This is a genomic window from Sebaldella sp. S0638, from assembly GCF_024158605.1.
Lineage (GTDB): Bacteria > Fusobacteriota > Fusobacteriia > Fusobacteriales > Leptotrichiaceae > Sebaldella.
The window spans coordinates 1-21,003 of sequence record NZ_JAMZGM010000040.1 but is presented as its reverse complement, the minus strand read 5'-3'; the positions used below and the strand labels follow the sequence as shown (position 1 = coordinate 21,003).

23 protein-coding genes are annotated in these 21,003 nt (G+C 33.4%); 18 read left to right on the top strand and 5 right to left on the bottom strand.

The features are described 5' to 3' along the window. Positions 1-27: 27 nt before the first annotated feature. Together NK213_RS11715 and NK213_RS11710 are read right to left on the bottom strand one after the other, a co-directional pair. On the bottom strand, positions 28-1,113 hold the full coding sequence (locus NK213_RS11715) for a nitronate monooxygenase family protein (protein ID WP_253349347.1): 1,086 nt from the start codon (positions 1,111-1,113) through the stop codon (positions 28-30). 34 nt (positions 1,114-1,147) lie between these two features. Continuing rightward, positions 1,148-1,786, bottom strand: coding sequence for a hypothetical protein (locus NK213_RS11710; protein ID WP_253349345.1), 639 nt, complete (start codon positions 1,784-1,786; stop codon positions 1,148-1,150). 453 nt (positions 1,787-2,239) lie between these two features. Between NK213_RS11710 and NK213_RS11705 the strand changes: the two genes are divergently transcribed. From NK213_RS11705 to prfH, 3 genes are all read left to right on the top strand, one after another. After that, positions 2,240-2,536 (top strand): winged helix-turn-helix transcriptional regulator, encoded by a 297-nt coding sequence (locus NK213_RS11705; RefSeq protein WP_253349343.1) that lies wholly within the window; start codon positions 2,240-2,242, stop codon positions 2,534-2,536. A 180-nt stretch (positions 2,537-2,716) separates the two neighbouring features. Beyond that, positions 2,717-3,823, top strand: coding sequence for an RNA ligase RtcB family protein (locus NK213_RS11700; RefSeq protein ID WP_371926420.1), 1,107 nt, complete (start codon positions 2,717-2,719; stop codon positions 3,821-3,823). Positions 3,824-3,827: 4 nt separating this feature from the next. Then, positions 3,828-4,448: a peptide chain release factor H gene (gene prfH, locus NK213_RS11695; protein ID WP_253349340.1), complete on the top strand. Its 621-nt coding sequence runs from the start codon at positions 3,828-3,830 to the stop codon at positions 4,446-4,448. Positions 4,449-4,553: 105 nt separating this feature from the next. Here prfH and NK213_RS11690 read toward each other — a convergent pair whose 3' ends face one another. Further along, the gene (locus NK213_RS11690; RefSeq protein WP_253349338.1) at positions 4,554-5,066 is read right to left on the bottom strand and encodes a hypothetical protein; all 513 of its coding nucleotides are present in this window, start codon (positions 5,064-5,066) and stop codon (positions 4,554-4,556) included. 153 nt (positions 5,067-5,219) lie between these two features. On the opposite strand from NK213_RS11690, the gene NK213_RS11685 reads away from it, so the two are divergent. The 15 genes from NK213_RS11685 (at position 5,220) to NK213_RS11615 (ending at position 19,828) form a co-directional block, all read left to right on the top strand. Beyond that, a complete protein-coding gene (locus NK213_RS11685) occupies positions 5,220-5,927 on the top strand; it encodes a vWA domain-containing protein (protein ID WP_253349336.1) in 708 nt (235 codons plus the stop codon). 404 nt (positions 5,928-6,331) lie between these two features. Beyond that, complete coding sequence (gene hrcA / locus NK213_RS11680; RefSeq protein ID WP_253349334.1) at positions 6,332-7,342, top strand: heat-inducible transcriptional repressor HrcA; 1,011 nt, start codon at positions 6,332-6,334, stop codon at positions 7,340-7,342. A gap of 12 nt (positions 7,343-7,354) precedes the next feature. Beyond that, positions 7,355-7,918: a nucleotide exchange factor GrpE gene (gene grpE / locus NK213_RS11675; RefSeq protein ID WP_253349332.1), complete on the top strand. Its 564-nt coding sequence runs from the start codon at positions 7,355-7,357 to the stop codon at positions 7,916-7,918. A gap of 22 nt (positions 7,919-7,940) precedes the next feature. Next, positions 7,941-9,767: a molecular chaperone DnaK gene (gene dnaK, locus NK213_RS11670; protein ID WP_253349330.1), complete on the top strand. Its 1,827-nt coding sequence runs from the start codon at positions 7,941-7,943 to the stop codon at positions 9,765-9,767. A 174-nt stretch (positions 9,768-9,941) separates the two neighbouring features. Continuing rightward, positions 9,942-10,805, top strand: coding sequence for an aldose 1-epimerase family protein (locus tag NK213_RS11665; RefSeq protein ID WP_253349329.1), 864 nt, complete (start codon positions 9,942-9,944; stop codon positions 10,803-10,805). Between the two features lie 17 nt (positions 10,806-10,822). After that, positions 10,823-11,977 carry a molecular chaperone DnaJ gene (dnaJ, locus tag NK213_RS11660; RefSeq protein WP_253349328.1) on the top strand — a complete coding sequence of 385 codons (1,155 nt, stop codon included), beginning with the start codon at positions 10,823-10,825 and terminating at the stop codon, positions 11,975-11,977. A 90-nt stretch (positions 11,978-12,067) separates the two neighbouring features. Next, the gene (locus NK213_RS11655; RefSeq protein ID WP_253349327.1) at positions 12,068-13,081 is read left to right on the top strand and encodes a beta-propeller fold lactonase family protein; all 1,014 of its coding nucleotides are present in this window, start codon (positions 12,068-12,070) and stop codon (positions 13,079-13,081) included. 106 nt (positions 13,082-13,187) lie between these two features. Beyond that, positions 13,188-13,445: a preprotein translocase subunit YajC gene (yajC, locus tag NK213_RS11650; protein ID WP_253349325.1), complete on the top strand. Its 258-nt coding sequence runs from the start codon at positions 13,188-13,190 to the stop codon at positions 13,443-13,445. A gap of 23 nt (positions 13,446-13,468) precedes the next feature. Further along, positions 13,469-14,485, top strand: a complete 1,017-nt coding sequence (locus NK213_RS11645; RefSeq protein WP_253349323.1) for an N-acetylmuramoyl-L-alanine amidase — start codon at positions 13,469-13,471, stop codon at positions 14,483-14,485. A 15-nt stretch (positions 14,486-14,500) separates the two neighbouring features. Beyond that, complete coding sequence (locus NK213_RS11640) at positions 14,501-15,004, top strand: hypothetical protein (protein ID WP_253349321.1); 504 nt, start codon at positions 14,501-14,503, stop codon at positions 15,002-15,004. A 10-nt stretch (positions 15,005-15,014) separates the two neighbouring features. Next, positions 15,015-15,599, top strand: coding sequence for a bis(5'-nucleosyl)-tetraphosphatase (symmetrical) YqeK (gene yqeK / locus NK213_RS11635; protein WP_253349320.1), 585 nt, complete (start codon positions 15,015-15,017; stop codon positions 15,597-15,599). Beyond that, positions 15,596-17,683, top strand: coding sequence for a ribonuclease R (gene rnr / locus NK213_RS11630; RefSeq protein WP_253349318.1), 2,088 nt, complete (start codon positions 15,596-15,598; stop codon positions 17,681-17,683). The genes yqeK and rnr overlap by 4 nt, the downstream gene beginning before the upstream one ends. Positions 17,684-17,706: 23 nt before the next feature. Next, on the top strand, positions 17,707-18,294 hold the full coding sequence (locus NK213_RS11625; RefSeq protein WP_253349316.1) for a hypothetical protein: 588 nt from the start codon (positions 17,707-17,709) through the stop codon (positions 18,292-18,294). 9 nt (positions 18,295-18,303) lie between these two features. Further along, positions 18,304-18,750: an SsrA-binding protein SmpB gene (smpB, locus tag NK213_RS11620; protein ID WP_253349314.1), complete on the top strand. Its 447-nt coding sequence runs from the start codon at positions 18,304-18,306 to the stop codon at positions 18,748-18,750. Positions 18,751-18,913: 163 nt separating this feature from the next. Next, positions 18,914-19,828, top strand: coding sequence for an aldo/keto reductase family oxidoreductase (locus NK213_RS11615; RefSeq protein ID WP_253349312.1), 915 nt, complete (start codon positions 18,914-18,916; stop codon positions 19,826-19,828). Positions 19,829-20,037: 209 nt separating this feature from the next. Here the strand turns inward: NK213_RS11615 and NK213_RS11610 are convergent, their stop codons facing one another. Together NK213_RS11610 and NK213_RS11605 are read right to left on the bottom strand one after the other, a co-directional pair. Further along, on the bottom strand, positions 20,038-20,490 hold the full coding sequence (locus tag NK213_RS11610) for a MarR family winged helix-turn-helix transcriptional regulator (RefSeq protein WP_253349310.1): 453 nt from the start codon (positions 20,488-20,490) through the stop codon (positions 20,038-20,040). 4 nt (positions 20,491-20,494) lie between these two features. After that, positions 20,495-20,920 (bottom strand): hypothetical protein, encoded by a 426-nt coding sequence (locus NK213_RS11605; RefSeq protein ID WP_253349308.1) that lies wholly within the window; start codon positions 20,918-20,920, stop codon positions 20,495-20,497. Positions 20,921-21,003: the final 83 nt, after the last annotated feature.

The window sequence follows — 21,003 nt, the reverse complement described above, 5'->3', positions numbered from 1 at the left end:
AAAAAACTCTTTTTTATAAATTATTTACTATTTCGCTCCATTTAATAATTCATCAATAAGCTCTTTTACAGACATCATTTTATTAACTCTGTATCCATTAGCCCCTGAGAAAAATAAACCTGTTTGAAGTCTTCCAAGATACGAATCCCCAAGACTGTCAGCTATACAATAACCTACTTTTCTTGCACCTTCTCCTCTTTTACAAGGGAAAATACAATTACTGATACATTTTATAGGTGTTTCTTCCGGTTTCAAATTCTCTGTAAGGTGTGATCTCATTGCACGCCCCGGATATCCCACAGGTGAACTTACGATTATCATATCTTCTTCTTTAGAATTAATCAGCATCTGCTTGAATTCATCACTGGCATCACATTCAGGGGTAGCAATAAATCTTGTTCCCAGCTGAACTGCATCAGCGCCAAGAGCCATCATTTTTTCTATATCATCTTTATCGAAAATTCCTCCTGCAGCGATTACAGGAAAGTCTCCAAGCTTGTCTCTTTCAGCAACTACTTGTGGAAGAATAGCTTCCAGCTGATGTTCAGGCGAAAATAACTCGTCTTTTTTAGCACCTTGATGTCCGCCGCTTTTAGGCCCTTCTACAATAACTGCATCAGGAAGACGCCCTGCTGATTGTTTCCATTTTTTAGCTATGATTCTTAATGCTCTGTCAGATGAAACTATAGGAACAATTGCCACGTCAGGATTGTCCGCTACAAGTGAAGGGAGCTCCAATGGAAGTCCTGCTCCTGTAACTATTATATTAGCACCGGCTTTCACGGCATCTTTTACTACTCTCTGGTAATCATTAATAGCATGCAGAATATTACACGCCAGCGGTTTGTCACCGCATATTTTTCTCGCATTTTTGAAAATTTCTTCAAGAGCTCTCGCAGAGTAAGTATTTTCAGTATCAAGCGGTCTCCCGTCTACCTGTTTATCTATAAACTGCATGTTTTTATAGTAACCTGTGCATATTGCACTAATAGTACCAAGTCCTCCAAGTGAAGAAACAGTACCTGCCAGTTGGTCCCAGCTCACTCCTACACCCATACCTCCTTGGACAATGGGCATATCTATATTATATTTTCCTATACGAATTCCTTTCATTTTTCCTCCTACTTAAAATAATTTTACGGATAATCTAAATAAAAGGCGGAGCCCTTACGATTTTTATCTGAGTCACTTCAAAAGAATAAAGATTCTTTTTTGACAAAGACATAAGTATGGCTAATTTTGCCAGTTCCAAAAGTCTTCTTATAAATTTAATTAAGAAAAATACAGGGAAATCAGAACGATTTACAAAGTGAAAATTATCCAGTTTTTCTAAAATGTAGCCGGCATGTTTATTTTCAATAAGTATAATCTTTCTATTGCCTAAAACATGATTTTTTTTAATTAAATCAGTAATTTTGTTTGTTTTTTGGGATAACCAGTTTTGTTTCTCAGAAATTATAAGATCAATATTTTTTACACGTTCATCAAAATATGAATACGCTTGTTTTGATAAAATTTTTATGTTGGAATTTTCAAATTTTTCATTTATGAAGCTCAGGCTGTCATCAAAATAAGAAGAGGCATGTTTAGAAAAGGCCTTTATATTTTTATTAAGGTCAAAATCAAAGTTGAGATTATTGAACCAGTCCTGTCTTTCAGAAATAAAATCATCAATGTTTTTTATACGGTCGTCAAAATAAGAATGCGCCTGCTTTGAAATAGACTTTACATTCTTATTTATGATATTGGTAAAATTAAATTGAAACCTGACATTAAATTTTATCATTGTAGATCAATATTCCTTTTATAAATTTATATGTAAAAAACATGTGTTTGAAAAATTCATCTTATTGTACGACTTTAGAGCCTAAAAGTCAAATATAAATATATTTTCAATTATATAATTTATAAATAGGCTGATATTGTCATGAAGATATAAAAAAATCATAAATTTTAGATACATAAAAAACAGACAGATATGAAATAAAAATTCTTTTTAGAGTGTAATTTAAACATTTTAACAGCGAAAAAATACACAATAAAAAAGTAGATTTCTGTAGATATAAAGAGACATTTTTTAATTTCGGTATAAAATAATTATTAACTTACTTTTTATAAGATAAATTTTGACAAAAAATACTTTTTTATATGTATGATATACTCTTTTTATGGTATTTACATTTTGGGGACAAAACTATAAAATATGGTATAAGCAATGTGATTCAGAGGGGGTAGAAAAGTGGTATTTATAAAAATACATAAAGCTTTTGAGATTCTGGGGAAAAAATGGTCTGGACTGGTATTGTACACTCTGTTGGAAGATCCTATGAGATTTACTGATATAAGAAGAAATATCCCCGAACTGAGTGACAGGGTTCTGGCAGAACGGCTGAAAGAGCTGGAACAGCTCCAGCTGGTGAAGAGGAATGTATATACCAGAATACCTGTAAAAGTGGAATATGAGCTGACCAAAAAAGGAAAAGAACTGGAAAAATCAATGAGAGAAATTGAAATATGGGCAGAAAATAATTTGTGATAAGGTATGTTTGCACAGATTATGATCTGTCTGTTTTTATATATAATAAAAACTTGATTTATATATGTGATATATGATAGAATAGATTTTGTATATGGAATAAAAGGAGATGGTTTTAATGAAAATAGATAAGTGGAGCATGAGAGGATAGACATGTTCTATTATTCTCTCAAATAAAAAATAAAAATAATCATAACACGGGAGAGAATAAAATTGATAAACATAGTAAGAAATGAAAAATCTTGGATAGAAAGCAACGCTGTAGAACAGCTGAAAAAATATGAAAAGCTTGACGGGATGATAAGAATAACAGGACTGCCTGATTTACATGCGGGAAGAGTACCTGTAGGAGCAGCATTTGTGACTGAGAAAAAAATATATCCTTATCTGACAGGCTCAGATATCGGGTGCGGGATAGCCCTATTTGATACAAATGTTAGAATGAAAAAGTTTAAAAGGGAAAATTTTATAAGGGATTTGAATAAGGTGAAATATCTGGAAGATATCCATGCCGATTTATCAGAGTATAAGTTTCCATACATGGAAAAGCTTGGTACAATAGGATCGGGGAATCATTTTGCCGAATTTCAGAAAATTGAGAAAGTATATTTAAAAGATGAGTTTGATAAATTAAATATAAGCAAAGATAACCTTATGCTTTTGGTGCATAGCGGTTCGAGGGTATATGGTCAGATTGTACTGGAAAAGTATCTGGAAAGTTTCGGAACACTTCCTTTGGAAGAGGGCAGTGCTGAATTTAACGAATATATGAAAGAACATGATAATGCAGCAGAATATGCAAAAGTGAACAGAAAAATAATAGCAGAAAAACTGTTGAAAATTACCGGCAAGGAAAAACCGGATTTAGTGCTGGACAGTTCACATAATATGATAGCAGGAAAAGCAGAAAACGGACGAAACATATATATTCACAGAAAAGGTGCAGCACCTTCAGATATGGGGATGATAGTGATAGCCGGAACGAGAGATAGTCTTTCATATATTGTCAAGCCTAAGGAAAATCTTTCTGAATACAGCTATTCTGTTTCACACGGAGCAGGGAGAAAATGGACGCGTGAAGGTTCGAAAGACAGAATGCTGAAGATTCACGGGAAAAATAAAATAATACAGATGAATAAAAATCTCATATATTCTGACAGAAAAGTATTATTTGAAGAATCAAGGGAAGCATACAAAAATATAGAAAGAGTAATACAGGATCTTGTTGAACATGATATGATAGAAATTGTAGCTTCTTTAAAACCTCTTATTACTTTTAAGAGATAAGGGCATGCTGATGATAATAAGTTCGGGAAACGGCCCTGAAGAATGTGAAAAAGCAGTATATGAATACTTGAAATATTTGGAAAAAGAGCTTGTAAAGCTAGGGATAAAATATGAATGTACAGAAAGTGATTCCGGAAATAAACCGGAAACATACAAATCGGTTATTTTGAAAACAGAAGGGAACACAGAGATTCTTAATGAATATACAGGAACTGTTTTATGGATAAATGAAAGCTGTTACAGAAAAAACCACAGAAGAAAAAACTGGTATATAAAATCAGTTTTAATTGATGAGAATGAAGCTGTGAATAAAAATATCAGCAAAGATACAATAGAAGTAAAGACTATGAGAAGCAGTGGGAACGGCGGTCAGAATGTAAATAAACTGGAAACAGCCGTAAGAATAAAACATATTCCCACTGGAATTTCCATAGTTTCCAGAGAGGAAAGAACACAGTATTCCAACAAAAAAACAGCGGTAAAAAAGCTCGAAGAGCAGCTGAATAATCTGGAAGCTCACAGTTTGAACAAAAAAGAACTGGAAATATGGAGTGCTAAAAACGGAATAGAGAGGGGAAATCCCGATCTTGTTTTTAGAGGAGATAAATTTAGAAGGATAAAATGATTTATTCTAAATGATAAACTAAAAAAGGACTATAACAATTTTTTGCTGTAGTCCTTTTTATTTTTCGCAGAAAACCAGATGTTCTGAAAGGTATATGCCTGAATATTACTGGTCTTCACCTGCTGCTGCTTTGATAGTATAACCGTCATTTGAAAAAAGGAAGGTCATATTATAATATTGAACAGCAGTTCTTGATTTTGAAATTTTGAAAACTTTGATTTTTTTATATTCTTTTCCCGGGATAACTACGGTGAAATCTCCTGAAACAGGCTGTATTTCAATTAAATCTGTATTTTTTAATTCATTGTCCAAAGGAATAAGTGTAGGGTTTTTTATAGAATCCAAAAAAGTATATCCGGAATTTGATTTGCTGAATGTAATAAGATCGTTTGATGTTATTGTCATATTCTTATAATGAATAGTTCCTGCCGATATAACATCATCAGGAGTATGTTCTGCATTATCGACAGTAATATCTTTATCAACAGTCCCTTTGTAGATTACTCTGTAATCTTCATTGCCTGTGTCTAACAACCATGTGTTATTAGTGCCGAAATCATTTTTTGCGAAAACTAAAGCCGCAGTAAAAAATAAAATAAGAATAATTAATCTCTTCATAATTACCTCCAAAACAGTTTTTGTTTCAATTATAGTACAAAAAATAACTATTGTAAAATAACTATTTTATATGTAAAATTGACATATTGAAATAAGTCAGGTAAAATTGAATAAGGTAATTCAGTAAGGAAAAATAATATTTGGAGGTAATTAATGAAAAAGTTAAGTATTTTAGCAGTTATTTTATTTTTATTTGTATTTTCTGTGTTGTTTTCCAGATCAATAGTCGTAAAGCCGGCAGTAAATACAGATAAGGACTCACTTCCAGTGGAGCTTGTTTTTGTAATGGACAGAAGCGGGTCTATGTCAGGCTTTGAAGGTGATACCATAGGAGGGTATAATACAGTTCTGAAAGAGCAGGGGAAAGGCAGTGATGTTACTGTAACCACTGTATTGTTCAGCCATGAGTATAAAGTTTTATTTGACGGAGTGAAGCCTGAAAAAGCGGAACTTAATACAAGTAACTATACTGTAGGCGGGAATACAGCAATGCTTGATGCAATAGGGAAAACAATAAATGATGTAAAAGCACGTGAAAAAAGACTTGGTGAGAGAAAGGTTATTTTTGTTATCACTACAGACGGTATGGAAAATGCGAGCAAAGAGTACACATATGAAAACGTGGGGAAAATGATAGACGAGCAGCAGAAGAAAAGCGGATGGGTGTTTATGTTTCTTGGAGCAAATATAGATGCGTCAAAAGAGGCTAAAAGATTGAAAATACCTGCAAAGCAGTCAGCTACTTATATTCAGTCAACAACAGGAAATGACAAAATGTATAGATCATTAAATGAAAATATATCTAATGTACAGAGCGGAAAAGAGATAGATTTCAGTGAATTGGAAAAAAATCCGGAATAACAGATACATATATTAATGCATGATAAAATAAAATCATATAAATAAAAGCAGGTCGAAAAACCTGCTTTTTAAAATACTGCAGTAAAATAATTTTTTTATAAAACAGCTAAATAAAAAAACACATAAAATAATATAAAAATAAAAAATCGAAAATACCTGAAAAATCTGCTTTTAAAAAATATCGCAGACAAAAAAATACACTTTTTTCAGTATTTCTTTCATATAAAAAATATTAAAAAAAATTAACAGTATAATAAATTAAAAAAATAGCGGGTTCAATGATAATATGCTAAAAAAATTGAAAAAAAATAAAAAAAACTATTGACAAAATCAGAAAAATGTAATATATTATGTTTAGTTAGCACTCTATGAAGATGAGTGCTAACAGAGGAAGGTGCTTGTTAATGAATGAAAGAGAAAGAGCGATTCTTACAGCAATAATAACACACTATCTGGAATACGGAGAAAGCGTAGGATCTCGTACTTTAGAAAAAAAATATAATATAGGAGTATCTTCGGCAACTATCAGAAATGTAATGGCTGATTTGGAAGATCAGGGTTTAATAGAGAAGATGCATACTTCTTCTGGGAGAGTCCCTACAAACAGCGGTTATAAGTTGTATGTAGAAGAACTGATAAAAATTAGAAAAATCTCCCTGAATGAAAAAAAGCGAATAGAAGAAGTATATAAAAATAAGATAAATCAGATTGACAGTATAATGGAAGAAACATCGAAACTTCTGTCTAAGATAACTTCTTATGCAGGGATAGTAATAGAGCCTTTTATAAAAGAAGAGAGCATAAAAAAGGTGGAACTTGTTCATGTTAATAATCATATGTCTCTGGCAGTGATAGTCATGAATAATTCACATGTAAAAACAATAAATCTTTACTATGAAAATCCTGTTACAGAAACAGAGGTAAAAGAATCCAACTCTATATTAAACCGTCTGATAACAGAACAGAATATTACCTTTACAGTATCAGAACTGGAAAAATTACTGCAGAGAATGAATAAATTCGAACATATAAAAATAGAAGACAAAAGCAGTAATGAAAAGGAAAAAATATTTTTTGACGGAATATCAAATCTACTGGACAGCAATGCTACTAATGTAGAAGCAGTAATAGACAGGGCAAAGCTCCTGAACCGGCCGGATTATCTGAAGTCCATATTTGTAAAGCTGATTGAAACTGATAAATACAAAAACGGAGAAGTATATATAGTTTTTGGCGAGGACTTTGAAGTAAAGGAACTGGAAGATTTTAGTTTTGTTTTTTCGGTTTACACGGTAGAAGGTTCAAAAGGGATTATTGGAGTAATCGGGCCGAAACGGATGGAATATTCTAAAACAGTAGGTTTGGTAAACCATGTATCTGTAGAAGTGAAAAAAATGATGAAAAAAATAGAATAAAAGGAGTGAACAATGGAAAAAGACAACAAAACCCACGGAATGAACGGTGAAGCACCTGTGGAAAATATGGAAAACGATTCACAGAAAACTGTTCATGAAGAAGCGGTTCAGGATGAGATAACGGCAAAGATAAATACTTTGGAAAAAGAGCTGGAAGAGTGGAAAACAGCTTATACAAGAAAGCTTGCCGATTTTCAGAATTATTCAAAGAGAAAAGATAATGAACTGGCTGAATTGAAAAAGTATGCAGCAGAAGGGTTAATACTGAAAATTTTGGATAATGTGGATAATCTTGAAAGAGCAGTATCTGCTTCCAAAGAAAACAAGGATGTAGATTCACTTATATCCGGGCTGGATATGGTGCTGAAAGGAATAAAAGAAGTTCTGGTATCAGAAGGTCTGGAAGAGATAGAAGCAGACGGTAGAGAATACGATCCATACGAGCATCAGGCAATGATGGTGGAAAATATTAACGAAAAAGATAACAATGTAGTTCTTGATGTTTTTAACAAAGGATATAAATTAAAAGGAAAAGTAATCAGACCGGCAATGGTAAAAGTAAATAAAAAAAACTAAATAACAAAAAGGAGAAATAGATATGAGTAAAATAATAGGAATAGATTTAGGAACAACAAATTCATGTGTAGCAGTAATGGAAGGTGGAAGCTTTACTATTATACCTAATGCGGAAGGCGGAAGAACAACTCCTTCTGTAGTAAATATAAAAGAAAACGGAGAAATTATAGTAGGGGAAATAGCTAAAAGACAAGCTATTACAAATCCTGAATCTACTGTAATGTCAATAAAAACATACATGGGTTCAAACCATAAAGAAACTATCTTCGGAAAAGACTATACACCACAGGAAATATCAGCAATGATACTAAAAAAATTAAAAAAAGACGCGGAAGGATACTTGGGAACTACAATTAAAGAAGCAGTAATCACAGTTCCTGCATATTTTACAGATTCACAGAGACAGGCAACAAAAGATGCCGGAGTAATAGCCGGATTAGACGTAAAAAGAATTATAAACGAGCCTACAGCAGCAGCACTTGCTTATGGTCTTGACAAGCAAAAAGAAGAAAAAGTACTTGTATTTGACTTAGGTGGAGGTACATTTGACGTATCGATACTTGAAATTGGTGACGGAGTAGTAGAAGTATTGGCTACATCAGGAAATAACCACTTAGGTGGAGATGACTTTGATAAAAAAGTAATAGACTGGTTAGCTGAAGAATTCAAAAAAGAAACAGGAATTGATCTTAGAAATGATAAGATGGCAGTACAAAGATTAAAAGATGCAGCAGAAGATGCTAAGAAAAAATTATCTACAACATTGGAAACTACAATTTCTTTACCATTTATTACAATGGATCAAAACGGACCGAAACACTTGGAAAAGAAATTAACAAGAGCAGCATTTGATGATTTGACAAAAGATCTTGTGGAAGCTACAAAAGGTCCGGTTAAAACAGCTCTTGAAGATGCAGGATTCACTCCTAAAGACATAGATGAAGTATTACTTGTAGGAGGATCTACAAGAATACCGGCAGTTCAGGAATGGGTAAAGAATTTCCTTGGAAAAGAACCTAACAAAAGTATAAACCCTGATGAAGTAGTGGCGGCAGGAGCAGCAATACAGGGCGGAGTATTAATGGGAGATGTAAAAGACGTATTACTTCTTGATGTAACTCCGTTATCATTAGGAATTGAAACAGCAGGAGGAGTATTTACAAAGATTATAGAGAAAAATACTACAATTCCTACTGTAAAATCTCAAGTGTTTTCAACATATCAGGATAATCAGGAAGCTGTTACAATAAACGTATTACAGGGAGAAAGAGCAAGAGCAGCAGATAACCATAAATTAGGTGAGTTTAACCTTGACGGTATACCGGCAGCTCCAAGAGGAGTACCTCAGATAGAAGTAACTTTTGATATAGATGCAAATGGAATAGTACACGTTACTGCAAAAGATAAAGGAACAGGAAAAGAAAATCAGGTAACTATTTCAGGATCTTCTAACTTATCGAAAGATGATATAGAAAAAATGAAAAAAGAAGCAGAAGCGCATGAAGCAGAAGACAAGAAGTTTACAGAATTAGTAGAAGTAAGAAACCAGGCAGACCAGTTAATCTCAGCTGTGGAAAAAACTATTAAAGAAAATGAAGATAAACTTCAGGGAACAGAAAAAGAAGATATGGAAAAAGCAATAGAAGAATTAAAAGGTGTAAAAGATTCTGACAATGTAGAAGACATCAGAGCTAAAATAGACGGATTATCAAAAGCCGCAGAAGGGTTCTCTACAAGAATATATCAGGAAGCTCAGGCTAATGCTGCACAAAATAATGAAGCACAGGGCGGAAATGATTCAAACGGCAGTGATGATGACGTTCAGGATGCAGAAGTGGTAGAAGACTAAAGTTTTGTCAAAGTAAAATTTAGAATAAAACAAGGTACTAATATCTATTCATGATAAGAGTCTTTATTGAAGTGTAGGGATAGACAGTGTCTATTCCTATTTTCAATAATTTATATATGCAATTTCATAAATAAAATGCTATAATTTATAAAAAAATAGGAGAAGGTGCGCTATATGGAATATAAAATTAAAAAAGGAAATATTGAACTTGGAGTTTTGGGAAAAGGTGCAGAATTAGTAAGTCTTAAGAAAGACGGTACAGAATTTATATGGGAAAGAGATTCAAAATTCTGGGGAAAATCATCACCGATATTGTTTCCTTTTGTAGGATCATTAAAAGACGGAAAGTATAAATATAACGGGAAAGAATATTCAATGGAAACAAGACACGGATTCGCAAGAGACAATGATTTTGAACTTGTGGAAAAAGGTGAGGATTTTCTGAAATTTCTTTTGAAATCAAATGATACTACTCTAAAAATTTATCCTTTTAATTTTGAATTATATCTGACATACAAAATAGAAAACGAAAAAGTAGATATGATTTATGAAGTAGTGAATCTTGATAAAGATGAAATGTATTTTTCAATAGGTGCACATCCGGCTTTTGCTACACCTGTTAGTGATGAAATTAAGCTAAGCGATTATTATCTGGAACTAAATGAAAAAGAAACAGCAGAAATTTATCAAAATGAAGGCGCATTATTAATCAGAGAGAAAAAAGAATATCTGAAAAATGAAAGTATAATAAATCTCGGAGAACATGTATTCGATGATGATGCAATTATTTTCAGAGGTCTGGATTCTAACGAAGTAACAATAAAATGTAAAAAAAGCAGCAGAGAATTAAAAGTAGAATATGATAAATTTCCTTATATAGCATTTTGGAGTGTGCCGAATGCACCATTTGTATGTATAGAGCCATGGTATGGTCAGTCTGATTTTGCTGATGCAAGCGGGGAACTTACAGAAAAAGAAGGAATAGAAAAGGTAAAAGACAGATTTACCGCGAAACTTTCTATATCTATGAAAGTATAATTTTAAAGGAGAAGGAAATGGCAAAAAGAGATTATTATGAGGTTTTGGGAGTAGAAAAAAATGCCACTGAACAAGAAATAAAAAAAGCCTATAGAAAACTGGCTATGAAATATCATCCTGACAGAAATAAGGACAACAAAGAAGCAGAAGAAAAGTTTAAGGAAGCCTCGGAAGCATACGAAATACTTTCTGATGCTACAAAAAAAGCACAATATGACCAGTTCGGGCATGGTGCATTTGAAAATGGCGGAGCAGGTGCAGGAGGATTTTCAGGTGGCTTTTCCAGTGCTTCTTTTGACGATCTTAATGATATACTTGGAGGTATGTTTGGAGGCGGTTTCGGATTTGGCGGAGGGTCTGGAAGACAGGCAGCTGTACAAAGAGGAAGTGATATTCGTTACAGTATGGATATGACACTTGAAGAGATAGCAACAGGTGTAGAAAAAGAGATAAAATACAGAAGAAAAGGAAAATGTACCACATGTGACGGTTCGGGAGCAGAACCGGGACATAAGATGAATACCTGTGATAAGTGTAATGGTTCAGGACAGATGAGAGTACAGATAAGAACGATTTTTGGAATAAGTACATCTATAGAACCGTGTGATAAATGTCACGGAACTGGTAAAATTCCTGAAAAAGAGTGTCATGTATGTCATGGAAGCGGAACAGTAAGAGAAACGACTACAAAAAAAATAAGAATTCCGGCAGGTGTAATGAACGGTATGGAATTAAATGTGCCGCGTGCAGGTGATGCCGGAAATAATAACGGAGAATACGGTAATCTGCGTATTCGTATATTGGAAAAGAAACATCCGATATTTACGAGAAATGAGACAGATATTCATTGTGAAATTCCTGTGGAATTAACAACTGCTATACTCGGCGGAGAAGTGGAAATACCTACGCTTGACGGGAAAACTAAAATAAAAATACCGGAAGGAACGCAAAGCGGGAAAGTATTCAGACTAAAAGACAGAGGAATACCAAGACTTCATTCAAATTATAAAGGATCTGAAATACTGGAAATAAAAGTAGAAATACCTACAGGACTAAGTAATAAGCAAAAAGATCTTCTGAAAAAATTCGGGGATTCTTTAAGCGACAAAAATTATAAAAATTCTAAGAGTTTTTTTGATAAAGTAAAGAAATTTTTCGGAGCAGATGCTTAAAATGAATAAACCATTTGATAAATAGTTGTCAAATGGTTTTTCGTATTTAAAAAATAAATGATATTAATACATTTATAAGGAGCTGGTTTTATGAAAAGAGAAGTCTATATAGGTACATATAATAATGAGAAAAACAGCGGAATTTTCAGGATGAGTCTGGACACAGAAACAGGGGAGATGAGTGGACTTACACAGATTTCCAAAGTTTTGAATCCTAATTATATGGTTATGAATAAGGAGAAAAAGCTGATTTATTCGGTTTTAAAAGATGGTGATGAAGGAGGAGTCTGTGTATCCAAAATTGCAGATGCAGCAGCACCGTTTTCTAAAATTTTGTCAAACGGGCACCTGCCGTGTCATGTGAATATTGATAAGAATAAATCATTTTTGTTTTCTGCCAACTACAGAACCGGAGCGGTAAAAGTGTACAGTCTAGATGAAAACGGAAGTCTTAACGGGGTTTCTTCCGAAACAAATCATAATGATCTCGGTCTGGGGGAAACACATCCGCATTATATAGGGCTTACTCCTGATGAAAAGTATTTGTTTGTAGTGGATTTAGGTTTGGATATGATAATTTTATATAATTATTCCAATGGGGAACTCGGGGAGATTTTTCAGAAAGTATTATTTAAAAAAGGCTGCGGGCCAAGACACATAGTGTTTGATAATGAGGGAAAGTATGCGTATCTCATTACTGAATATTCCACAGAAATAGTAACTATGAAGTATTCTGAGACAGAGGGACTGGAAATAACTGATTATATCAAAGCTCTGGGAGCCGGATTTGAGAATGAAGGAGACGGCGCAGCCATTAGGCTTTCAAAGGATGGTACAAGGCTTTTTAGTTCAAGCAGAAAACCGGGGGCTGTATCAATGTTTGAGATAGACAGGGAAACAAAAAAGCCTGTTCTTTTGGATACAGTATCATCTTACGGGGAGCATACAAGAGATATAAACATCGATGAAGAAGGGAAAGTGCTTATAGCAGCGAACAGATTCTCGAATAATCTGATCACTTTTCTGGTATCGGAAGACGGGAAAAAACTCGTGAAGAGTGAATATGAAATGCAGATAAAAGAACCTACATGTGTGGTTTTTTAAAGTTTTATAACTTTGAAATGTATTAGAATTATAAATTTAAATTTGGTGTTTAATGATATTTTATGTTATAATACTGTAGATTTATATCAATTAAAAGGAGTGTAATATGGGAGCTTATGTTCAGTATATATATTTTTTACCATTAATTGTAATGATTGCTATAATTTTTTATTCAAGCAATAAGAGAAAAAAGGAACAGATGAAATTAATGGACAGCCTTAAAACAGGGGATAAAGTAGTAACAATAGGCGGAATAAAAGGAACAATCGCAAGAGTAAATGAAGAGGATAATTCAGTAGATATAAAGATCGACAATAATGCTAAAATAACAGTGATAAGATCAGCTATAGCTAGAAAAGGGTAAATAATAATAAGGAGTAATCAGTAATGAAAAAAATAGTTATATTAATGTCAATTATTTTATTTAGTTTTACTCTGTTAGGTGAAACTTTAGACAGAACTACATATAAATCAGGAACTTATTCTATATTCTTTAAAGAAAAAAAAGTTCCGCAGTATAAGACCAGATATGATAAAGGACAGGATGCATTAGTAATAGAGTTTTCTAATTCAACAATAAGTAAAACAGTGCCAAATACACTGAATATAAATGATAAATTCGTAGATACAGTGGCTATGAGCACATTGAACAATACAGTCAGTACGACAATATACCTTGCAAGAGGGGTAGACTACAAAGTAGCAGTTTTCGGAGGAGAATTAAGAGTTACCTTCACTAAGGCGACAGCAGCAAAGAAAAAATATACTATAATAGTAGATGCCGGCCATGGAGGAAAAGATTCAGGTGCAACCGGGAACGGATACAGAGAAAAAGATATAGCGCTGGATGTGGCAAGATATTTGGCAAGTGAATTAAGAAACGACTATAAAGTAATTTTGACAAGAGACAGCGATGTATTTATACCGCTTGGTGAAAGAGCAGATATAGGTAATGATGCCAATGCTGACTTCTTTATAAGTATTCATTTAAATTCCGCTTCAAACAGCTCAGGTAACGGAGCAGAAGTATTCTATTACTCAAAAAAAGAATCATCATATGCAGCTGAAGTAGCAAAATTTGAGAATAGTGTGGATTCTAAATACGGAGTAACAGAGCCTGTATCGGATTTTATTTTAAACGATATATTTTACAGGGCTAATCAGCAGAAAAGTGCTGCAGTAGCTACAGATGTTCTGGATAATATGGTTGGTGATATAGGACTGAGAAAAAGAGGTGTCTTCGGAGCTAATTTTGCGGTATTAAGAGGAAGCAAGTCTCCTTCAATACTGGTAGAAATAGGATTTATATCTAATTCCGGAGATATGTCATATTTTGGGAATGATTATTATAAAAGGGTAGTAGCTAAATCTATAGCTGAAGGTGTCAGAAAACACTTTTATTAGAAGGAGTAAAGGTTCATGGATATTAAAAAGATTCTGGCCGGTAATAAATTTGTCATATTTATGATGATTCTGGCGGTATTAGTAGGGATTTTATCTTACAGAGATTCTAAAGTAGATATAAATGCAATAAAAAAGGTAGATGTAAAGAATTCTGCCAGTCAGGAAGATATACAGACTCAGATGGAGCAGATAAGTTTTTATGTCTATAACCCGGCAACGAATGTGATAGATCAGGTTTCAAACGGTATAGAAAGCAGAAGAACCATAGTAGAAGGTGACTATGTGAATCAGATAATACTTAAATCTACATTTGTACCAAAAGAAGCAAAATTTTTGAGTGCTTACAGAGTGGACGGCGGAAAGAAAGAAATAATCATATTCAATTCGGACCTTAGAAGCCTTAAAGCAACTAATGAAACACTGTATAACGGATTTGTGGAGTCTGTAAAAAAGACGATTGCGGAGAAGTTTAACATACAGGAAGTTGTAGTTCAGATTGACGGAGATTCTATATTATAAGGTGATCATCATGGAAATGAAAAAGATAAGCGAATATGTAAAAACAAAGCTGGATGAAAAAAGATACAACCATACAAAAAGAGTAGTGAAAAAAGCCAAACAACTGGCTAAATTATATAATGCACCTATTGACAAAGTCAAAATAGGTGCATATTTACATGATATAGCTAAATTTTATAAGCTAAGCGATATGGTAGAACTGGTGGGAGATAAATATCCCGAAGTAAACAGTGATGTATACAGAAACGGGCAGATACTTCACGGATTTGCAGCGGCAGAAGTGGCAGAAAAAGAGCTTGGCATAGATGATGAGGAAATTCTGGATGCCATTAGATACCATACAATAGGTAAGAAGGATATGTCACTCACAGCTAAGATAGTGTATCTCGCAGATGCTATAGAAGATGACAGGGACTGGCTCGGAGTGGTAAAGACAAGGAAACTTGCCGAAAAAAATATAGATACAGCTATAATTTATGAATTAAACCAAAAGATAGAGTATCTTATAAAAAAGGATTCTCTGATACACCCTAATACACTGACTTTTAGAAATGATCTACTAACTAAAAAGAAAAAAGAGAGAGAAAAAATATGAGAGAATTGAAAGATTTAAAAGAGCTTTTAGAGCATAAATCCATGACATATAATGAAATAATCAGCAGTCTTGGATGGTCTAAAAAAAGCAGGAAAAAAAATAAACAGCTTCTGGAAGAATGGATAGACAGAGGCGAAATACTTCTGGTAAAAAGCGGTAAATATACACTTCCTGAAAAAGAAGGGTATATAAGAGGAGATATTTCCATTACAACAGGGAAATTCGGCTTTTTGGATCTGGAAGGAGAAAACAGTATATTTATTCCCGGGCCGTATTTGAAAGGAGCAATGAACGGTGATACCGTTCTTGTGAGAATTTTGAAAGAGGCAAAGGCAGGAAAGAGCAGAGAAGGCGAAGTATACAAAATAGTAGAAAGAGCCAAAAATGTAATAATCGGAGTTTATCAGCAAAATGATAATTTTGGTTTTGTTCTGCCTAGAGAAGCAATGGGAAGAGATGTTTATGTAAGTAAGAAAAAAGTAAGAGGAGCCAAAAACGGTGACCTTGTTGCAGTAAAAATTTACTTCTGGGGAGATGAGGACAGAAAGCCGGAAGGTGAAATAATAAGTATCCTTGGTGATCCTCATGATACAGAAGCCCTTATAAATGCTATTCTTATTAATAACGGAATAAGCGAGGAATTTTCTGATGAAGTAGAAGCAGAATTGGCAAAAATGGAGAAATTAAATGCTGTTGATCTGAACGGGAGAAAGGATCTTAGGGATCTGGACATTATTACCATAGACGGTTCTGATGCAAAAGACCTTGATGATGCTGTTTATGTGGAGAAGTCATCTGAAGGATACAGACTGATAGTAAGTATAGCGGATGTTTCCCACTATGTAAAAGAAAAAACAAAGCTGGATGAAGAGGCATTGAAAAGAGGGAACTCGATATACCTTGTGGACAGAGTAATACCAATGCTCCCGAGAAAGCTTTCGAATGATTTGTGTTCGCTTAATCCAAATGAGGATAAGCTGACTTTTTCAGCTGAAATACACTTTGATAACAGCGGAAAAGTAGTGAAAAATGATTTTTATAAGTCAGTAATCAAATCAAAGCACAGAATGACATACTCGAAAGTAAATGAAATCATAGCAGAGTCAGAAGAAGCAAATGCAGAATATCAGGATATAAAAGAAATGATTACTGAAATGCTTGAATTATCAATGCTTTTGAGAGAGGCAAAGAAAAGAAGAGGAAGTATAGATTTTGAGCTTCCTGAGATAAAAGTAGTATTAAATGATGACAAAAGCGTGAAAGATATAGAATTGAGAAAAAGAGGAGAATCTGAAAGAATAATTGAAGATTTCATGGTTGCAGCAAATGAGGCTGTAGCGGAAAAGTTATTCTGGGAAGAAATTCCGGCTATATACAGAGTCCACGAAGATCCTGACAAGGAAAAGATAAAAACTCTGAATGACACATTGATAAAATTCGGATATCACCTGAAAAATCTGGAAGACATACATCCTGGAAAATTTCAGACTATAATAGAGAAAACAAAGGATCTTGACGAAGGGTATCTGATACATAAGCTGATTTTACGAGCTATGCAGAGAGCCAGATATAACAACAAAAATCTTGGACACTTTGGGTTATCATCAAAATTTTATCTGCATTTTACATCGCCGATAAGAAGATATTCAGATTTGATAGTGCACAGGGTACTTGGCAAGTCGCTTGAGAAATTTATAAAAGAAAAGGAAAAAGAAGAAATGCTTTCTGAATATGAATTGATTTCCAAGCATATTTCCAAAACTGAAAGAGATGCAGACAGAATGGAAGAGGAAAGTATAAAAATAAAATTAATTGAGTACATGCAGGATAAAGTCGGAGAAGTATTTGTGGCAAGAATAAGCGGAATGAATAAAAGCAAGATATTTATGGAACTGGAAAATCATGTTGAAGTGGTTTATAATATACATGGAGAACAAGACGACTATATGTATGATGAAGAAAACTACAAAATGATAAATACGCATAATGGTCTGGAGTATACAATAGGAAACACGTTAAAAGTATTTGTAACCAGTGCAAGTTTTGAGAAAATGGAAATAGAAGTAATTCCATATAAGGAATAATTTTTGAGAGGAAAGGTGAAAATATGAAAAAGCTGATTTTTACATTGTTTATATTAATTTTTACACTGGGATTTACTGAAAATATCCCTGATGAGGTAAATACACTGGAAACACTGCCGGATGATGCGGCAATAAAGCAGGAAAACGCAGCTCCAAAGACAACGCCTAGAACTACTGCACCTAAAACAACACCAAAGGCAACTACTAAGCAGACTGCAAAAGAGGAAGCAATACCTGAGGAACCAAAAGGAGACAAAGCAGTTAGTACAAAAGTTACACTTAAACTAAAAATAAGTAAAAATATTCCTGCAATAAAAAACGGAGACGTAGCAGTATCAATATATGAATATGATCCGTTACTGGCAGATTATCCTGCTGATGAGGTATTCTATAATGATTATTCCATAAAGCATGCCGGAAGAGCAGATACAGTAAAAACATTTAATGTTACAATAAAAAGAACTAAAGGTAAAAAATATTACGCAGTAATAGAGGTAATAGACAATAAAACTCTGGAAGTATACAGAGCTAAAAGTACAAAAGATGATATAGGAAAGATACTTGAGCCTGGTGTAGCGGGACAGGTATTTGTGGTTGACGACGAAGAATAGGAGAATAATATGAATATAGCACGAAACAAAAAAGCCTTTCATGATTATTTTATAGAAGAAAAAATTGAAGCAGGAATAGAGCTTCACGGAACAGAAGTAAAATCAATAAAAAACGGGAAAGTCAGCATAAAAGAAAGCTTTATAAGAATTATAAAAAATGAAGTTTTCATTATGAATATGCATGTAAGTAACTATGAATTCGGCAATATAAATAATCTTCCCGAGACAAGAGTACGTAAACTGCTTCTTCACAGAAAAGAGATAGAAAAGCTAGCAGGGAAAATAGCTGAAAAAGGATATACTCTGATCCCTTTGAATATATATACTAAGAACAGACTTGTCAAAGTGGAAATGGCTCTTGCTAAAGGTAAAAAACTTTATGATAAAAGAGATGACCTGAAAAGAAAAGACCAGAAGAGAGATATAGAAAGATCAATAAAAGATTTCGGCAGATAAATGCTGCAGTTTTCTTGGCAGAAATAAAGGAACTTCCGTTTTACATAGAAATGTAGTAAGGAAGTTCCATTTTAAAGAAAACAGGAAATATTAAGAAAGTTTACAAAAAATAATATGCGTATACATGATTCTAATTAATAAAAATATTAAGGAGATGAAAAACATGAAAAAAATTGCTGTTGGAAAGATGTTTGAAGGAACGGAAGTGTCTTTGGGATGTATGAGAATGAAGGCTCTTTCTGTTTCTGATGTGGAAAATATAGTTGGTGTAGCAATGGATCAGGGGATTACATATTTTGATCACGCAGATATTTACGGGGATGGTAAATCAGAGGAAGTATTCGGCGAGGCTGCAAAAAATCTCGGATTAAAAAGAGAAGATATAATACTTCAGACTAAATGCGGTATTAGAAAAGGCTTTTTTGATTTTTCCAAAGAACATATAATTTCATCTGTGGAAAAAAGTCTGAAAAGACTTCAGGCAGATTATGTAGATGTTTTACTTTTGCACAGACCAGATACTTTAGTGGAACCTGAAGAGGTGGCAGAAGCATTTGATCATCTGCATCAGAGCGGAAAGGTAAAATATTTCGGAGTAAGCAATCATAATCCATATCAGATAGAACTTCTTCAAAAATTTCTGGATCATAAAATAGTAATAAATCAGATGCAGTTTGGGATAATGCACACTGTTATGATAGATGCAGGTATAAATGTAAATATGTATAATAACGATTCTGTGATGAGAGACGGAGGAACACTTGATTACTGCAGATTAAAAGATATTACAATACAGGCATGGTCTCCTTATCAGTATGGTTTTTTTGAAGGCGTATTTCTGGATAATGATAAATTTTCTGCACTAAATACTGTAATAGACAGAATTGCAAAAGAAAAAGGGGTTTCAAATGTAACAATAGCAACTGCATGGATCTTAAGACATCCGGCAAAAATGCAGGTGGTAGTGGGAACTATGAATACAGGAAGACTAAAAGAAATAGCAAAAGCAAGCAATATAGAATTAAGCCGTGAGGAATGGTATGAAATCTATACTGCAGCAGGGCATGTATTGCCATAAATAATATAAAACAGGGCTGCCTTTTCAGGACAGTCCTGTTTTTAAATTGAATTTTATTTTGATATTGATTGTATAAAAAATTAATAAGTATATAAAAAAGCTGGTAAAATATAGAGTCTTAACTTTTTAAAAAATATTATTGCAGTGTAATTTGCGCATAATATCTATATTTATCAGCTTTTTTATTAGTTCGGATGAATATTTTGAATTTAAAATTTTTCGTTATTTTTTTTCAATTCACTAAGAAGTTCGAGAAAATGTTGGTTTTCTTCATCATTTTCAAAAAAGAAATTTTCATCAATATTTTCCACTAAAGGAATAGCAGTATGTATAGTTTCTACTCCTTTTGGCGTAATTATAATTATATTAGCTCTGGTATCTTTAGGGTGCGGCTTTCTCTCAAGATATCCGTTCTTTTCAAGAAGTCTTAATACACTTGAAACAGTCATTACATCTACAGATGAAAAATCTGAGATTTCCTTTTGTGTGGCAATAATGCTGTTTTCGCTTAATTCCTGTACAGTGGCAAGAATGACAAACTGTGTATGTGTAATTCCCAGTTGATTCAGTGATTCTTTGACCTTTCTCTGCCATAAAACAGAAACTCTCCAAAAGACAAGACCAACACTCTGGTCACCATCGGCAAATTTAGATGATTTCATATTTTTATCCTTTTCTTGATAGTTTTATCAGTTCCACCATGCTGTTTGGTATATCTACAGTAAAACTTTCGCCTATTTGTTCTGCTACCATATCAGCATTTTCCCCTTTTATTATAACAGAATGTCTTATAAAAAATCTATCATTTGTTTTCTGTTCAATAAAATGTCCCACTACAATAGTAACATTTAAAGGCTCTATAACCGTTTCATCAATAAAACATTTTTTTTCTTCAACAACAGTAAGCGTAAAATTCATAGGCTCCTGTCCTTCCATTGTCATTACTCCCTTTGTGCCGGCTGTAAATTCACCTTCAAGACTTATAGCCTCTATTTCTTTATCCCATAATTTCCAGTTTTCTACTTTGGAATACAAATCCCATAGTTTGTTAATGTCTATATTGCATTCTTTCTCATGAATATAAGTCCACATTTTATTCCTCCTTGTATAATATGTTTGTAGTTAAAAAAGCTAAATTAACTACTTAAAATCTTTGTTACTTTATGTAATAATTA

Excerpts from the sequence above, each read along its gene's own strand:
- NK213_RS11645 (WP_253349323.1), top strand. The coding sequence starts at position 13,469 with ATGAAAAAAATAGTTATATTAATGTCAATTATTTTATTTAGTTTTACT.
- yajC (WP_253349325.1), top strand. The coding sequence starts at position 13,188 with ATGGGAGCTTATGTTCAGTATATATATTTTTTACCATTAATTGTAATG.
- NK213_RS11715 (WP_253349347.1), bottom strand. The coding sequence starts at position 1,113 with ATGAAAGGAATTCGTATAGGAAAATATAATATAGATATGCCCATTGTC.
- grpE (WP_253349332.1), top strand. The coding sequence starts at position 7,355 with ATGGAAAAAGACAACAAAACCCACGGAATGAACGGTGAAGCACCTGTG.
- dnaJ (WP_253349328.1), top strand. The coding sequence starts at position 10,823 with ATGGCAAAAAGAGATTATTATGAGGTTTTGGGAGTAGAAAAAAATGCC.
- NK213_RS11655 (WP_253349327.1), top strand. The coding sequence starts at position 12,068 with ATGAAAAGAGAAGTCTATATAGGTACATATAATAATGAGAAAAACAGC.
- prfH (WP_253349340.1), top strand. The coding sequence starts at position 3,828 with ATGCTGATGATAATAAGTTCGGGAAACGGCCCTGAAGAATGTGAAAAA.
- NK213_RS11625 (WP_253349316.1), top strand. The coding sequence starts at position 17,707 with ATGAAAAAGCTGATTTTTACATTGTTTATATTAATTTTTACACTGGGA.
- dnaK (WP_253349330.1), top strand. The coding sequence starts at position 7,941 with ATGAGTAAAATAATAGGAATAGATTTAGGAACAACAAATTCATGTGTA.
- NK213_RS11690 (WP_253349338.1), bottom strand. The coding sequence starts at position 5,066 with ATGAAGAGATTAATTATTCTTATTTTATTTTTTACTGCGGCTTTAGTT.
- NK213_RS11685 (WP_253349336.1), top strand. The coding sequence starts at position 5,220 with ATGAAAAAGTTAAGTATTTTAGCAGTTATTTTATTTTTATTTGTATTT.
- NK213_RS11605 (WP_253349308.1), bottom strand. The coding sequence starts at position 20,920 with ATGTGGACTTATATTCATGAGAAAGAATGCAATATAGACATTAACAAA.
- smpB (WP_253349314.1), top strand. The coding sequence starts at position 18,304 with ATGAATATAGCACGAAACAAAAAAGCCTTTCATGATTATTTTATAGAA.
- NK213_RS11610 (WP_253349310.1), bottom strand. The coding sequence starts at position 20,490 with ATGAAATCATCTAAATTTGCCGATGGTGACCAGAGTGTTGGTCTTGTC.
- hrcA (WP_253349334.1), top strand. The coding sequence starts at position 6,332 with ATGAATGAAAGAGAAAGAGCGATTCTTACAGCAATAATAACACACTAT.
- NK213_RS11665 (WP_253349329.1), top strand. The coding sequence starts at position 9,942 with ATGGAATATAAAATTAAAAAAGGAAATATTGAACTTGGAGTTTTGGGA.
- NK213_RS11615 (WP_253349312.1), top strand. The coding sequence starts at position 18,914 with ATGAAAAAAATTGCTGTTGGAAAGATGTTTGAAGGAACGGAAGTGTCT.
- NK213_RS11710 (WP_253349345.1), bottom strand. The coding sequence starts at position 1,786 with ATGATAAAATTTAATGTCAGGTTTCAATTTAATTTTACCAATATCATA.
- yqeK (WP_253349320.1), top strand. The coding sequence starts at position 15,015 with ATGGAAATGAAAAAGATAAGCGAATATGTAAAAACAAAGCTGGATGAA.
- NK213_RS11640 (WP_253349321.1), top strand. The coding sequence starts at position 14,501 with ATGGATATTAAAAAGATTCTGGCCGGTAATAAATTTGTCATATTTATG.
- rnr (WP_253349318.1), top strand. The coding sequence starts at position 15,596 with ATGAGAGAATTGAAAGATTTAAAAGAGCTTTTAGAGCATAAATCCATG.